Below are 13,282 nucleotides of genomic sequence, written 5' to 3' on the forward strand. Positions count from 1 at the left end.
TATGACCATGAGTTCCACCCAATTCACTCTGGCTGAACTGATGATCGTCGCCGCCTCCGAAGTATGGCGCGGCAATGGCGAGCTGGTTGCTTCCGGTCTGGGCATCATCCCCCGACTGGGCGCCAGCCTGGCCAAGATGACCCACAGCCCCGAGCTGCTGATGACCGACAGCGAAGCCTTCCTCGTGGAAGAGCCGGTGCCGGTCGGCCCCCGTGGCGATTACGTACCCAAATATTCCGGCTACCTGCCGTTCGAGCGGGTGTTCGATTGCGTCTGGCACGGCCGCCGTCATGCGATGGTCGGGCCGACCCAGGTGGACCGCTGGGCGCAGACGAATCTGTCGGTGATCGGCGACTACGCCAGGCCCAAGGTGGCCATGCTCGGTGTGCGCGGCCTGCCGGGCAACAGCATCAATCACCTCAACTCCTTCTACATTCCCAACCACAGCAAGCGGGTGTTCGTCGAAGGCGAGGTGGACATGGTCTCCGGCGTCGGCTTCAACCCCGAGCGCTGGGCGCCGGGCATGCGCAACGACCTGATGGGCATTGGCCGGGTGATCACCGACCTGTGCGTGATGGATTTCAATGGTCCGGATCACGCGGCGCGTGTGCTGTCGCTGCACCCGGGCGTGGATTTCGAACTGGTGCAGGAGCGCACCGGCTTCCCGCTGCTCAAGGTCGATAACCTGGGCGAGACCCCGCATCCGACCGCCGAGCAGCTGGCGATCATCGCCCGGCTGGACCCGCACAACCTGCGCGCCCGCCAGCTCAAGGGCAACCCGGCCGGCATCCGTACGGCGGAGGAGGTGCGGGGATGAGCGAATTCGTCGAGCGTGAGGACACGGCGGTCTACGAGACCGACAACCCGGTGTCCTACCGGGTGGAGGACGGCGTGGCGATCGTCACCATGAGCCGCCCGCAGTACAACAACGTACAGAACTCGCAGATGACCTACGCGCTGGACGATTGTTTTCGCCGCGCAATCAATGATGACGAGGTCAAGGTCATCGTGCTGTGTTCGACCGGCAAGCACTTTTCCGCCGGGCACGATATCGGCACGCCGGGCCGGGATGTGACCAAGAGCTTCGAGCACAGGCACCTGTGGTGGGATCACACCAACAAGCCCGGTGGCGAATTCCTCTATGTGCGCGAGCAGGAAGTCTACCTGAACATGTGCCGGCGCTGGCGCGACATGCCCAAGCCGAGCATTGCCATGGTCCAGGGCGGCTGCATCGCCGGCGGGCTGATGCTGGCCTGGGTGTGCGATCTGATCGTCGCCAGTGACGACGCCTTCTTCCAGGATCCGGTGGTGCGCATGGGTATCCCCGGCGTTGAGTACTTTGCCCACGCTTTCGAGATGCACCCGCGCATTGCCAAGGAATTTCTCATGCTGGGTGATCGCATGCCGGCGTCCCGTGCCTACGAGCTGGGCATGGTCAACCGGGTGGTGCCGCGTGATGAGCTGGAAAGTACCACCCTGGAGCTGGCCCAGCGCATTGCCAGGCAGCCGCGCATGGGGCTGGCGCTGACCAAGCAGGCGGTCAACCACATCGAGGATCTGCAGGGCAAGCGTACCGGGATGGAAGCAGTGTTCGCCTGGCACCACTTTGCCCACGTGCACAACGAGCAGATTTCCGGCGACAAGCTCGGCGGCTTTGATGGCAAGGCCATGGCCGCCGCCAACAAGGCTCAGGCTGGGGAGAAGGCGTAATGAGCGCCCTGCAGACGCGACTGACCGAGGCGCTGGGCTGCCGCTATCCGATCGTGCAGACTGCGATGGGCTATGTGTCCGACGCCAACCTGGTGATCGCTACCACCCGCGCCGGAGGCTTCGGCTTTCTCGCGGGGGCAACCATCCCGGCAGCCCGGCTGGAAGCCGAGATCGAGAAGGTGATCGCCGCCACTGGTGGCAGCAACTTCGGCCTCAACTTCCACATGTTCCAGGAAAACGCCGGCCAGTGCGTGGACCTGGCGATCAAGTATCGCCTGCGCGCGGTGAGCTACGGCCGCGGCCCGGACAAGCAGACTGTGCAGCGCTTCAAGGAAGCGGGTGTGCTCTGCATTCCCACCGTGGGTGCGCTGAAACATGCGGTCAAGGCGGTGGAGATGGGTGCAGACATGGTCACCATCCAGGGTGGGGAAGGTGGCGGTCATACCGGCGGTGTACCGACGACCATCCTGCTGCCCCAGGTGCTGGCCGCGGTAAACGTGCCGGTGATCGCTGCTGGTGGTTACTCCACCGGGCGCGGGCTGGCGTCGGCGCTGGCTGCCGGCGCCGAGGGCATCGCAATGGGCACCCGCTTCATGATGAGCAGTGACTCGCCGACGCCCAGGTCCACTCTGGAGCGCTACCTGGCGACCAAGGACACTCAGCAGATCCGCGTCACCCTGGCGGTTGATGGCATGCGCCACCGCATGGTCGACAACCCCTTCATCAAAAAGCTGGAAAGCGCAGGGCCCTTGGGACGCCTGTGGATTGCCCTGAACAGTGCTCGCAAGTGGAAGACCCAGACCGGCATGACCACCGGGCACATGATCAAGACCTTCTTCAGTGCCATCAAGGATGACCCGAGCGCGATGTCCCAGGTGATCATGGCGGCCAACCAGCCGGTGCTGCTGCAGCGCTCCATGGTCGAGGGCTTCCCGGACGAGGGCATCCTGCCCAGCGGCCAGGTGGCTGCCGCCATCGACCGGCTGCAGAGCTGTGAAGAGATCATCCAAGAGATCGCCAGCGAGGCCGAGGCCTGCCTGCAGCGACTCTATCAACGCATGCATTCCACCCCGGCGGCAGCGGCCGCCGATCAGACAGAGAGAGTCCAGGCATGAACGCCGCATTCAATGTGGAAATCAATCAGGGCATTGCCGAGCTGGTGATCAACAAGCCGCCGGTCAATGCGCTGGACAGTAACGAATGGCTGGCGCTGGCCGCGCAGATCGATGCGCTGGGCGCCGACCCGCAGGTGCGGGTACTGATCCTGCGCTCGGAGGGGCGCGGTTTCTGCGCCGGCGTCGACATCAAAGAGCTGGATGCCCATCCCGAGCGTATCGTGCGGGTTAACGCCGGCAACTACGCGACCTTCAAGGCCATCCACCGTTGCGCAGTGCCGGTGATCGTTGCGGTGCACGGCTTCGTGCTGGGCGGCGGCATCGGCATGGCCGGTGCGGCGGACATCCTCATCGCTTCGCGCTGCGCGACCTTTGCCGTACCCGAGGTGGACCGCGGCGCCATGGGCGGCGGCGCGCACCTGCAGCGCCTGTTCCCGGTGCAGAAGGTGCGCTACATGTATTTCACCGGCGAGGCGGTAGCTGCCCCGGACGCCATGCAGTACGGCTTCATCGAGCGGCTGGTGGAGCGCGATGAGCTGGCGGGCACGGCCCGTGACGTGGCGGCGAAGATCGCTGCCAAGAGCCCGGCCATGATCCGTATCGCCAAGGAAGCCCTCAACGGTATCGAAGACGGCAACCTGGAAGACAAGTACCGCTGGGAGCAGGGCTTCACCCTGGAAGCCTACACCATGCCGGACTCCGCCGAGACCCGCCGCGCCTTCGTGGAAAAGCGCGACGCCAGCTTCTGAGAACCTGCCATGCAACTGACCTATAGCGCCAAACAACAAGCCTTCCGCGCTGAAGTGCGCGCCTGGCTCAAGGCCAACGTGCCGAGCAAGCCGCTGGCCAGCTACGACACCCGCGAGGGCTTCGAAGAACACCGCGCCTGGGAGCGCAAGCTGTATGAAAGCCGCCTGTCCATGGTCATGTGGCCGGAACACCTGGGCGGGCGCGGCTGCGACCTGATCGAATGGTTGATCTTCGAGGAGGAGTACTACGCCGCCGGTGCGCCCATGCGCGTCAACCAGAACGGCCAGCTGCTGCTGGGGCCGACCCTGATGGAGTTCGGCACCGAGGAGCAGAAGCGCCACTTCCTGCCGCGCATTGCCTCCAGCGAAGACATGTGGGCCCAGGGCTGGTCCGAGCCCAACGCCGGCTCCGACATGGCGGCGATCCGCAGCAAGGCGATCCGCGACGGCGATGAGTTCGTCATCAACGGCCAGAAGACCTGGTCCACCCGCGCGACCTTCGCCGACTGGATCTTCGGCCTGTTCCGTACCGACCCGCAGAGCAGCCGCCACCATGGCCTGAGCTACCTGCTGGTACCGCTCAACAGTCCCGGCGTGACCATCCGCCCGATCAAGGCGCTGAACGGCAAGGATGCCTTTGCCGAGGTGTTCTTCGACGACGTGCGTGTGCCGGCCAGCAACCTGCTGGGGGCCGAGGGCCAGGGCTGGCATGTGGCGATGGCCACCGCCGGCTTCGAGCGCGGCCTGCTGCTGCGCTCCCCGGCGCGTTTCCAGCAGACCGCCCGGCGCCTGGTGGAGCTGTACAAGGCCAACCCGCAGGTGGCCGAGCGTGATCCCAGCGTCCGCGATGCGGTGATCGAAAGCTGGATGGGCGCCGAGGCCTATGCCCAGGCCGCCTACCACACCGTCGGGCTGGTGGAGAAGGGCGCCAAGATCGGCGCCGAGGCCAGCATCAACAAGGTGATCTGGTCGGAACTGGACCTGAAGATGCACGAGACCGCGATGCGCATTCTCGGCCCCTACGGCGAGCTGACCGGCGAGGCGCCGGAGGCGGTCGAGCATGGTAGCTGGCTGGAAGGCTTCCTGTTCGCCCAGGCCGGCCCGATCTACGCCGGTACCAACGAGATCCAGCGCAACATCATTGCCGAGCGCATGCTCGGCCTGCCGAAAGCCTGAGGACGCCGACATGGACTTTACCTTTACCGAAGACCAATTGGCCTTCCGCGAAGCGATCAGCCGCTTCCTGATGACCGAGGCGCCGCCGGAAATACTGCGCGAGATCTGGGATACCGATGACGGCCGCTCCCCGGAGCTGCGCCGCAAGATGGCCGAGCAGGGCCTGACCGCCCTGTCGGTACCGGAAGAGCAGGGCGGCCTGGGCATGGATGACATTGCCTGGTCGCTGCTGACCCAGGAACTGGGCTACTACGCCATTGCCGATTCCATGGCCGATACCGCCTACGTGGCCACCGGCCTGCTCAATGCCCTGCCGGCAGACACACCGCGCCGGGACGAGATGCTGTCGCGCATTGCCGAGGGCAACGTTCGCATCGCCGTGGGCCACAGCGTCAACCCGCTGATTGCCGACGTGCACCTGGCCGATGTGGTGCTGCTGGAGCACCAGGGCGAAGTGCACGGCCTGCGCCGCGATGCCATCGGCTACGAGCGCAACCCGAGCATCGACAGCTCGCGGCGGCTGAGCCGGGTCACCTTCCATCCCAATGCCGACAGCCTGGTGCTGGGCGCCGAGCAGGGGCGGGCGGTCTGGGCCCAGACCCTGAACCGGGGTGCGCTGGCGGTGGCCGGCCAGAGCCTGGGCCTGGCCCAGCGCATGCTCGACCTGTCGGTGGACTACGTGGTGCAGCGCAAGCAGTTCGGCAAGCCGATCGGCAGCTTCCAGGCGGTCAAGCATCACCTGGCGGATGTGGCGGGCAAGATCGAGTTTGCCAAGCCGGTGCTGTACCGCGCCGCCCATGCCCTGGCCCGGGGTGAGGCCAACGCCGATCTGCACGTCTCCCACGCCAAGCTGGCCTGCTGCGAAGCCGCCTGGCTGGCCGGCCGGCATGGCATCCAGGTACACGGCGCCATGGGCTACACCTGGGAGGTCGACCTGCAGATGTTCATGAAACGCGCCTGGGCCCTGGACTCGTCCTGGGGCGACCGTGCCTTTCACAAATCCCGGGTGGCCAATGCCATCCTCGCGCCCGATGCTCCCATCGGCCCGCAATTCACCTTCGAGGGATAAGCCATGGCCCAAGCCTATATCGTTGATGCCCTGCGCAGCCCGACCGGCCGGCGCAAGGGCAGTCTGGCCGACGTCCACGCCATCGACCTGGGCGCCCATGTGCTCAAGGCGCTGGTCGAGCGCAACGCCATTCCCGCTGACGAATACGATGATGTGATCTTCGGCTGCGTGGATACCATCGGCTCCCAGGCCGGCGACATCGCCCGCACCAGCTGGCTGGCCGCGGGCCTGCCGCTGACTGTGCCCGGCACCACCGTGGATCGCCAGTGCGGCTCATCCCAGCAGGCGCTGCACTTTGCCGCCCAGGCGGTGATGAGCGGCACCCAGGATGTGGTTGCCGTGGGCGGCGTGCAGACCATGACCCAGATTCCGATTTCCTCGGCCATGCTGGCCGGCCAGCCGCTGGGCTTTCCCGATCCCTTCTCCGGCAGCAAGGGCTGGCAGGCACGCTTCGGCGACCAGCCGGTGAACCAGTTCTACTCGGCCCAGCGCATTGCCAGCCACTGGAATATCAGCCGCGCCGACATGGAAGCCTTCGCGCTGGAAAGCCATCGCCGCGCGTTGCAGGCCATTGCCGAAGGTCGCTTCGAGCGGGAGATAGTCGCGCTCAACGGCCTGGCCGTGGACGAGACGCCGCGCGACACCACGCTGGAGAAGATGGCCTCGCTGGAGCCGGTGGACCCGCAGTTCCCGGATATCACCGCAGCGGTGTCCAGCCAGACCTGTGACGCCTCGGCGGCCATGCTGGTGGTCTCGGAGGCGGCGCTCAAGCGCTACAACCTGACCCCGCGGGCACGCATTCACAACCTCACGGTGATGGGCGACGACCCCATCTGGCACCTGACCGCGCCAATCCCGGCGACCCGCAAGGCGCTGCAGCGCGCCGGCATGAGCATGGCCGACATCGACCTGGTGGAGATCAACGAAGCCTTCGCCTCGGTGGTCATGGCCTGGCAGAAGGAGCTGGATTTCGACCCGGCCAGGACCAACGTCAACGGTGGCGCCATCGCCCTGGGTCACCCACTGGGCGCTACCGGCGCACGGCTGATGACAACACTGCTGCATGAGCTGGAGCGCAGCGGCGGCCGCTACGGCCTGCAGACCATGTGCGAAGGCGGTGGGCAGGCCAACGTGACTATCATCGAACGGTTGTAACGGCGCCGTGACCGGCCTGCTGCTCAGCGTACGGGTGGGCAGCAGGCCCGTCTGGCGCTCATCGTCGCAAAGGGGTTCTGATGTCGGAGAACACTCAAGCAGGTCCTTCCCCACGCCTGTCGCTGGATGAATACGACCGCATCGTCGGCAAGATCTACTCCGGCGCGCTGCACACCGAGCACCTGCATGCGGCGCTGGAAGAGCTGCGGGTGCTGTTCGGTGCCAACTTCGCATCGCTTATCCTGCATGTCTCCGAAGCCGAGGACGTGGCGCTCATGCTGGTGGCCGGCAGTCACCAGGTCGAGGGTCGGGTGGCGCTGTTCAAGTACTTCCCCGGTGACACGCCGCTGGCGCGGCTGCCGGTGGACCGGGTGTTCTGCATCGAAGACCTGATGAGCATGGCCGAGTGGGAAAGCAGTCGCTACTACCGCGAATACGCCCGGCCCAGCGACGCCTACCATGTCATGGGCGCGGACCTGGCGACCCAGTCGGGTGTCATCGGCCTGCGCATCTCCCGGGGTCACGGCCAGCCCGCATTCAGCGAGCAGGATCGGGCGCTCTGTGCCCGGTTGCTACCGCACCTGCGCTGCAGCCTGGACTTCCATGACCTGCTGGAGCGGCGCGAGTCCATGGGCAATCTCTATTCCGAGGCGGTGAACCGCCTGTCCATTGCCAGCCTGGTGCTCGACGAAGCGGGCAACGTGCTGCAGCTCAACGCGGTGGCCCGCACCCTGCTGGCCCAGGCCGACGGGCTCAAGCTGGTCGGCACCCGGCTGGAAGCCAGCTACCCCAGCGATAACCGCGAGCTGTACCGCTTCATCCGCTATGCCGCCGAATCCCGTGACCGGCAGACCGCACAGGCCGTGTCCGGTGCCATCTCCGTGGCGCGACCCTCGGGTCAGGTCAGCCTGGGCGTGGTCATCGAGCCTATCCGCAGCTCCGGTTGGGTGGAGGGACGTGGCCAGCCGGTGGTGATGGTTTACGTGCGCGATGCGGTGGGCGATGTGCAGATGAGCAGCAAGGTGGCCCAGGAGCTGTTCGCTTTCACCCCCGCGGAAACCACCCTGGCGCTGGAGCTGGCCAACGGCCTGTCGCTGGAGGAAACCGCCGAGAAACTGGGTATCACCCGCAACACTGCGCGGGCGCACCTGCGCTCCATTTTTGCCAAGACCGGCATCAAGCGCCAGGCCGAACTGGTGCGGGTCATGCTTAACAGTGTCGTCTCGCTGGGCCTGGGTGAAGTTGCCCCGCTGGAGCAGGGCCCGGTGCCGGTCGTCATCCAGCCGGAACAGCGTTTTACCCCCGAAGCCTAGCCTGCCTACGCCCAGCACAGGCCCTTTAGTCTCTATGGACGATGATTGCGAAGGGGCCGCTGGCAACAATCATTCCCCACGCCAGAGCGCGTCGCAGGGCGGCGCCGGCACACGAACAGGGGAACAGCAGATGGGAATTCTTGATAACAGAGTGGTCATCATCACCGGCGCCGGTGGCGGACTGGGCGCGGCCCACGCACGGGTCTTCGCCAGCGAAGGCGCCTGCGTGCTGGTCAACGACATCAACCGTGACGCGGCCCAGAAAGTGGTGGACGACATTGTCGCCGCCGGTGGCCGCGCCGCCGTCAACACCTCCGATATCACCAATTACGCCGACAGCGAGAACGCGGTCAGGCAGGCCATCGAGACCTGGGGCGACCTGCACGTGGTGGTCAACAACGCCGGCATCAACCGGGACCGCATGTTCGCCTCCATGACCGAAGCCGAATGGGACGCCATCATGGCGGTGCACCTCAAGGGCCACTTCTGCATCAGCTCCCACGCCGTGCACTACTGGCGCGATCAGGCCAAGGCCGGCAACAAGGTCGACGCACGCATCATCAACACCACCTCCGGCGCTGGTCTGCAGGGTTCCATCGGCCAGTCCAACTACGCCGCCGCCAAGGCCGGCATCGCCGCGCTGACCCTCAACCAGGCCGCCGAGCTGCGCCGCTATGGCATTACCGCCAACGCCGTCGCGCCGGCGGCCCGCACCGGCATGACCACCGCCGTCGAATCCATGGCCACCCGCATGGCCAAGCCGGAGGATGGCAGCTTCGACTACTGGGCCCCGGAAAACGTCAGCTCGCTGCTGGCTTGGCTGGCCAGTGCCGAAGCGGCCCACGTCACCGGGCGGGTATTCGAAGCCGAAGGCGGCAGAATCTCCATTGCCGATGGCTGGCGCACCACCGAAGGCGTGGACAAGGGGGATCGCTGGTTGCCCGCCGAAGTTGGCGAAGCCATGCAGGCGCTGCTGGCGGCCGAAGTGCCGGCGCAACCGGTGTACGGCGCCTGACCCGCGGAGGAATCGCCATGGAGTTCCGCTTCACCGAAGAGCAGCAGATGATCCGCGATACCGCCCGGGTCTTCCTCGAGGATGTGTCGACCCCCGCGGCGGTACGCCAGGCCATGGCGACCGAAGCCGGTTATGACCCGGCGCTGTGGCAGCGCATCTGCCAGGACCTGTGCTTCCAGGCGATCCATGTGCCGGAGCAGTACGGCGGCATGGGCCTGGGCTATGTCGAGCTCTGCGCGGTGCTGGAGCAGATGGGGCGGGTGCTGCTGTGCTCGCCCTTCTTCAGCACCGTCTGCCTGGGCGTCAGCAGCCTGCTGGTGGCCGGCAATGACCAGCAGAAGCAGCAGTACCTGCCGGCCATCGTCAACGGTAGCCTGACCGCCACCCTGGCCTGGACCGGCCCCCAGGCGGCCCGGCTCGGCGGGCAATGGGACTGCAATGCCGTCACCGCCACCTGGCAGCCGGGCGCCGACGGCTTCGAGCTGAACGGCGAGCTGCGCTACGTCATCGACGGCCATACCGCCGACCTGCTGATCATCGCCGCCCGCCAGCCGGGCAGCAGCGGTGACCAGGGCATCTCCCTGTTCGCCGTGCCGGCGAGCACGGCGGGCATTCGGCGCCAGTGGCTGCCGACCATGGACCAGACCCGCCGCCAGGCCGCGCTGCAGCTGGAGCGCGTGATGGTGCCGGCCAGCGCGTTGCTCGGCGAAGCCGGGCAGGGCGGGCCCGCACTGGGCAAGCTGATCGACCTGGCCAAAGTGGCGCTGGCCGCCGAGCAGATGGGCGCAGCGCAGAAGACTCTGGACATGAGCGTGGCCTACATGCAGGAGCGGGTGCAGTTCGGTCGTCCCATCGCCAGCTTCCAGGCCCTCAAGCACAAGGCCGCAGACATGCAGCTCAAATGTGAGGTGGCCCGCTCGGCCGTCTATTACGCCGCGTGCGTCGCCCAGGAAGCCATTGATCCCGAGGGTGACGCCCAGCTGACGGCCGAGCTGCCGGAAGCCGCCGCCATGGCCAAGGGCTATTGTTCCGACACCCTGTTCTTCAACGCCGGCAGCGCCATCCAGCTGCATGGCGGCGTGGGCTTCACCTGGGAGTACGACGTGCACCTGTACTTCAAGCGGGCCAAGGCCAGCGAACTCTACCTGGGTAACGGCGATGCGCAGCGCGAGCTGATCGCCGGCCTGCTGCTGGACTGAGGAAAACCAAGATGAAACTGACTTTCAGTGCGGCTGACGAAGCCTTCCGCGAAGAGATTGCCGGCTGGCTGCGCGATAACCTCACCGGCGAGTTCGCCCAGCTCAGATTCCGCGGCGGCCCCGGCGACGAACACATGTTCCCCTCCGAGCGCAAACGCTGGGAACAGCACCTGGCCGCCGGCGGCTGGACCTGCGTCGGCTGGCCCGAGCAATACGGTGGCCGTGGCGCCTCCATCGAGCAACAGGTGATCTTCTTCGAGGAATACGCCCGCGCCGGCGGCCCGGGCCGCGTCGGCCATATCGGTGAAGGCCTGGCCGGCCCGACCCTGATCGCCTTCGGCAGCGAGGAACAGAAGCAGCGCTACCTGCCGGGCATCCGCGCCGGTACCGAGCTCTGGTGCCAGGGCTACTCCGAGCCCGGCGCCGGCTCGGATCTGGCCAATGTGCGCACCCGTGCCCAGCAGGGCACCGATGGCAAATGGCGGATAAATGGCCAGAAGGTCTGGACCTCGCTGGCCCACGAGTCGGACTGGTGCTTCGTCATCGCCCGTACCGATCCGGACTCCCAGGCCCATCGCGGGTTGGGGTTCTTCCTGGTGTCCATGCACCAGCCGGGTGTCACCGTTCGGCCCATCGAGCAGCTCACCGGTACCTCGGAATTCAACGAGGTGTTCTTCGACGATGCGGTAGCGGCGGATATCGTCGGCGAGCCTGGTGACGGCTGGAAGATCGCCATGGGCCTGCTGGGCTTCGAGCGCGGCGTCTCCACCCTCGGCCAGCAGATGCAGTTCCAGAACGAGCTGGACGAGATCGTGCGCATCGCCAAGGCCAACGGCGCCGCCCAGGTCCCGGCCATCCGCCAGCGCATTGCCGAAGCCCATACCGGCCTGCGGCTGATGCGCTACAACGCCATGCGCATGCTGTCGGGCAACGAGCAGGGCCAGCCGGACAGTTCCGCACTGGTCTACAAGCTGCACTGGGCCAGCTGGCACCGCCACCTCGGCGCGCTGGCGATGGATGTGCTGGGGCCGGAGGCGGACATCATCGACGCCGCGCCCTATGAACTGACCCGGCTGCAGTCGCTGTTCCTGTTCACCCGCTCGGACACCCTCTACGGCGGCACCAACCAGATCCAGCGCAACATCATCGCCGAGCGCGGTCTCGGCATGCCCAAGGAAGCCAAAGGCAGATAACCATGAAAGACCTGAAGAATCCGGAATACGTGGCCGGCCACGGCCTGCTCAAGGGCAAGTCGGTATTGATCACTGCCGCCGCCGGTGCCGGCATCGGCTTCGCCGCCGCCACCCGCGCAGTGGAAGAAGGCTGCCGCGCCATCGTCATCAGTGACGTTCACGAGGGCCGCCTGGCCGCCTCGGTCGACAAGCTCAAGCAGGACACCGGTCTGGATGCGGTGTGGGGCAAGCTGTGCAACGTGACCGACGAAGCGGAAGTGCGCGCCCTGATCGACTTTGCCGAGGACAAGCTGCAAGGCATCGACATCCTGATTAACAACGCCGGGCTGGGCACCACCAAGGCGCTGATCGAGATGGAAGACGCCGAGTGGCACAAGGTCATCGACGTGACCCTCAACGGCACCATGCGCATGACCCGCTACATGCTCCAAGTCATGAAGGCCCGGGGGCAGGGCGGCGTCATCGTCAACAACGCTTCGGTACTGGGCTGGCGCGCGCAGAAGGAACAGTCCCACTACGCCGCCGCCAAGGCCGGTGTCATGGCCCTGACCCGCTGCTCGGCCCTGGAAGCGGCCGAACTCAACGTGCGCATCAACGCCGTCGCGCCATCCCTGGCCGTGCACCCCATGCTGCGCAAATCCGCGCCCGAAGCGCTGCTCAAGGAGCTGGAAGGGCGTGAGGCGTATGGGCGGGGGGCCGAGTGCTGGGAGGTGGCCAACGTGATGATGTTTCTGTCCAGCGATTACTCCAGCTATATGACCGGCGAGGTGCTGCCTGTCAGTTCGCAGCAGGCCTGATGGTTTTTGGGAGTGTGTGTTTTGGTTGGCTGGATGGTTGCGCTTGCCGGTGGGCTACTGCGGACACGCCGTGAATACGTCCCTGTAGGCTCGCGGTTGCCATCCATGGCAACCGCGAGCCTCTATGGGTGAGGCCAACGCTTGCGAAGCATTGCTTCGCGTGCAGCCGAACGCCCGGCAATCTGTGATTGACGGGCCGGCCCCGCTTGCGGGGATTCACGGCGTGTCTGAGATAGGTGCCTCGGACCTGCCCCATCACCCAGACGACCAGCACACGAACGACAAGCACAACGACATAAAGAATTCGAGGAGTACGCACATGACCACCACGTTCACCAACGCAGCCGCCCTGGAACAGGCCATAGGCCAGAGCCTGGGCGCCACCGAGTGGATCACCATCGATCAGCAGCGCGTCGATACCTTTGCCGAGGCCACCGGTGACCACCAGTGGATCCATGTGGACCCGGTGAAAGCCAGGACCGGCCCGTTCGGCGGCACCATCGCCCACGGTTACCTGACCCTGTCGCTGGTCAACTACTTCCTGCCCCAGCTCATGACCGTGGAAAACCTGCAGATGGGCGTCAACTACGGCTGCGACCGGGTGCGCTTTCCCGCCCCGGTCAAGGTCGGCGCGCGTATTCGTGGTACCGGTGAAATAACCCAGGTCGAGAGCCTGCCCAACGGCGCCGTGCAGGTTGTGGTCCGCGTTGCCGTGGAAGTCGAAGGCAGCGACCGTCCCGGCTGCGTCGTCGACACCATCAGTCGCTACACCTTCAATCAGTGAAAAGGAA

Annotated in this window: 13 protein-coding genes; all 13 read left to right on the top strand. The window is 66.0% G+C overall.

The genetic code is table 11. The features are described from left to right. Positions 1 to 7: 7 nt before the first annotated feature. The 13 genes from BM046_RS02645 (at position 8) to BM046_RS02705 (ending at position 13,275) form a co-directional block, all read left to right on the top strand. Positions 8 to 817 carry a CoA-transferase subunit beta gene (locus tag BM046_RS02645; RefSeq protein ID WP_090536665.1) on the top strand — a complete coding sequence of 270 codons (810 nt, stop codon included), beginning with the start codon at positions 8 to 10 and terminating at the stop codon, positions 815 to 817. Then, on the top strand, positions 814 to 1,710 hold the full coding sequence (locus BM046_RS02650; RefSeq protein WP_090536667.1) for an enoyl-CoA hydratase: 897 nt from the start codon (positions 814 to 816) through the stop codon (positions 1,708 to 1,710). Before BM046_RS02645 ends, BM046_RS02650 begins: the two co-directional genes overlap by 4 nt. Then, positions 1,710 to 2,825, top strand: a complete 1,116-nt coding sequence (locus tag BM046_RS02655; protein ID WP_090536669.1) for an NAD(P)H-dependent flavin oxidoreductase — start codon at positions 1,710 to 1,712, stop codon at positions 2,823 to 2,825. The genes BM046_RS02650 and BM046_RS02655 overlap by 1 nt, the downstream gene beginning before the upstream one ends. Then, on the top strand, positions 2,822 to 3,574 hold the full coding sequence (locus BM046_RS02660) for an enoyl-CoA hydratase family protein (protein ID WP_090536670.1): 753 nt from the start codon (positions 2,822 to 2,824) through the stop codon (positions 3,572 to 3,574). Before BM046_RS02655 ends, BM046_RS02660 begins: the two co-directional genes overlap by 4 nt. 9 nt (positions 3,575 to 3,583) lie before the next feature. Further along, positions 3,584 to 4,750: an acyl-CoA dehydrogenase gene (locus BM046_RS02665; protein WP_090536672.1), complete on the top strand. Its 1,167-nt coding sequence runs from the start codon at positions 3,584 to 3,586 to the stop codon at positions 4,748 to 4,750. A gap of 10 nt (positions 4,751 to 4,760) precedes the next feature. Beyond that, positions 4,761 to 5,819, top strand: coding sequence for an acyl-CoA dehydrogenase family protein (locus BM046_RS02670; protein WP_090536674.1), 1,059 nt, complete (start codon positions 4,761 to 4,763; stop codon positions 5,817 to 5,819). Between the two features lie 3 nt (positions 5,820 to 5,822). Then, positions 5,823 to 6,974 (top strand): acetyl-CoA C-acetyltransferase, encoded by a 1,152-nt coding sequence (locus BM046_RS02675; RefSeq protein ID WP_090536676.1) that lies wholly within the window; start codon positions 5,823 to 5,825, stop codon positions 6,972 to 6,974. An 80-nt stretch (positions 6,975 to 7,054) separates the two neighbouring features. Next, positions 7,055 to 8,287, top strand: a complete 1,233-nt coding sequence (locus BM046_RS02680; RefSeq protein ID WP_090536679.1) for a helix-turn-helix transcriptional regulator — start codon at positions 7,055 to 7,057, stop codon at positions 8,285 to 8,287. A gap of 130 nt (positions 8,288 to 8,417) precedes the next feature. Next, complete coding sequence (locus tag BM046_RS02685; protein ID WP_090536681.1) at positions 8,418 to 9,302, top strand: SDR family oxidoreductase; 885 nt, start codon at positions 8,418 to 8,420, stop codon at positions 9,300 to 9,302. Between the two features lie 17 nt (positions 9,303 to 9,319). Continuing rightward, entirely contained in the window at positions 9,320 to 10,501 is a 1,182-nt protein-coding gene (locus BM046_RS02690) for an acyl-CoA dehydrogenase family protein (protein WP_090536683.1), read from the top strand. A gap of 11 nt (positions 10,502 to 10,512) precedes the next feature. Then, positions 10,513 to 11,694, top strand: a complete 1,182-nt coding sequence (locus tag BM046_RS02695) for an acyl-CoA dehydrogenase family protein (RefSeq protein WP_090536685.1) — start codon at positions 10,513 to 10,515, stop codon at positions 11,692 to 11,694. A 2-nt stretch (positions 11,695 to 11,696) separates the two neighbouring features. Next, the gene (locus tag BM046_RS02700; protein ID WP_090536687.1) at positions 11,697 to 12,491 is read left to right on the top strand and encodes an SDR family oxidoreductase; all 795 of its coding nucleotides are present in this window, start codon (positions 11,697 to 11,699) and stop codon (positions 12,489 to 12,491) included. Positions 12,492 to 12,810: 319 nt separating this feature from the next. Then, complete coding sequence (locus tag BM046_RS02705) at positions 12,811 to 13,275, top strand: MaoC family dehydratase (protein WP_090536689.1); 465 nt, start codon at positions 12,811 to 12,813, stop codon at positions 13,273 to 13,275. The last annotated feature ends 7 nt before the right edge of the window (positions 13,276 to 13,282 follow it).

The sequence above is a fragment of the Halopseudomonas formosensis genome (genome assembly GCF_900115905.1).
GTDB classification, from domain to species: domain Bacteria; phylum Pseudomonadota; class Gammaproteobacteria; order Pseudomonadales; family Pseudomonadaceae; genus Halopseudomonas; species Halopseudomonas formosensis.

Excerpts from the sequence above, each read along its gene's own strand:
- BM046_RS02645 (WP_090536665.1), top strand. The coding sequence starts at position 8 with ATGAGTTCCACCCAATTCACTCTGGCTGAACTGATGATCGTCGCCGCC.
- BM046_RS02650 (WP_090536667.1), top strand. The coding sequence starts at position 814 with ATGAGCGAATTCGTCGAGCGTGAGGACACGGCGGTCTACGAGACCGAC.
- BM046_RS02655 (WP_090536669.1), top strand. The coding sequence starts at position 1,710 with ATGAGCGCCCTGCAGACGCGACTGACCGAGGCGCTGGGCTGCCGCTAT.
- BM046_RS02660 (WP_090536670.1), top strand. The coding sequence starts at position 2,822 with ATGAACGCCGCATTCAATGTGGAAATCAATCAGGGCATTGCCGAGCTG.
- BM046_RS02665 (WP_090536672.1), top strand. The coding sequence starts at position 3,584 with ATGCAACTGACCTATAGCGCCAAACAACAAGCCTTCCGCGCTGAAGTG.
- BM046_RS02670 (WP_090536674.1), top strand. The coding sequence starts at position 4,761 with ATGGACTTTACCTTTACCGAAGACCAATTGGCCTTCCGCGAAGCGATC.
- BM046_RS02675 (WP_090536676.1), top strand. The coding sequence starts at position 5,823 with ATGGCCCAAGCCTATATCGTTGATGCCCTGCGCAGCCCGACCGGCCGG.
- BM046_RS02680 (WP_090536679.1), top strand. The coding sequence starts at position 7,055 with ATGTCGGAGAACACTCAAGCAGGTCCTTCCCCACGCCTGTCGCTGGAT.
- BM046_RS02685 (WP_090536681.1), top strand. The coding sequence starts at position 8,418 with ATGGGAATTCTTGATAACAGAGTGGTCATCATCACCGGCGCCGGTGGC.
- BM046_RS02690 (WP_090536683.1), top strand. The coding sequence starts at position 9,320 with ATGGAGTTCCGCTTCACCGAAGAGCAGCAGATGATCCGCGATACCGCC.
- BM046_RS02695 (WP_090536685.1), top strand. The coding sequence starts at position 10,513 with ATGAAACTGACTTTCAGTGCGGCTGACGAAGCCTTCCGCGAAGAGATT.
- BM046_RS02700 (WP_090536687.1), top strand. The coding sequence starts at position 11,697 with ATGAAAGACCTGAAGAATCCGGAATACGTGGCCGGCCACGGCCTGCTC.
- BM046_RS02705 (WP_090536689.1), top strand. The coding sequence starts at position 12,811 with ATGACCACCACGTTCACCAACGCAGCCGCCCTGGAACAGGCCATAGGC.